Consider the following 524-nt stretch of genomic DNA (forward strand, 5'->3'; position numbering starts at 1 on the left):
ATCCGGGAAAGGGAGCCAGGCCGCCAGCCGCCGGCCGTTGCCCGACCTGTGGCGGAAAGCCCGAAGGCTCATCCTTCGCTCGGCGCCTCCGAGGCGGCCGCGAGGGCCTGCTGAGCGATCTCCAGCTCCTCGTTGGTGGGAATCACCAGCACCTGAACGGCACTCTCGGGTGTGCTGATACAGCGCTCGCCGCGCCCTTCGAGGGCATAGTTGGCGATGTCGTCCATCTTGATCCCGAGGTTTTCCAAACCCTCGCAGGCACGACAGCGGATCTCGGCGGCGTTCTCGCCGATGCCGCCGGTGAAGACGACGGCGTCGACCCGGCCGAGCTCGGCTGAGTAGGCGCCGATGTACTTCTTGATGCGATGGGCCGTGATGCCGATGGCAAGCTCCGCGCCGTCGTTGCCTTCCTCGGCCAGACGGTCGATCTCGCGCATGTCGTTCACGCCGCAGATCCCCAAGAGACCGCTCTGGCGATTCAGGAGATCCTCGATGGCATCCGTATCCAGACCGAGGTTCTTGGC

1 pseudogene is annotated in these 524 nt (G+C 65.6%); it reads right to left on the reverse strand.

Annotation, left to right across the window (positions count from 1 at the left end):
* Nucleotides 1-68: 68 nt before the first annotated feature.
* Nucleotides 69-524: pseudogene (locus GPT33_RS16030) on the reverse strand (acetate kinase); the annotation flags it as partial.

Origin of the sequence: Thiocapsa sp. (genome assembly GCF_011390875.1) — a bacterium.
Lineage (GTDB): Bacteria > Pseudomonadota > Gammaproteobacteria > Chromatiales > Chromatiaceae > Thiocapsa.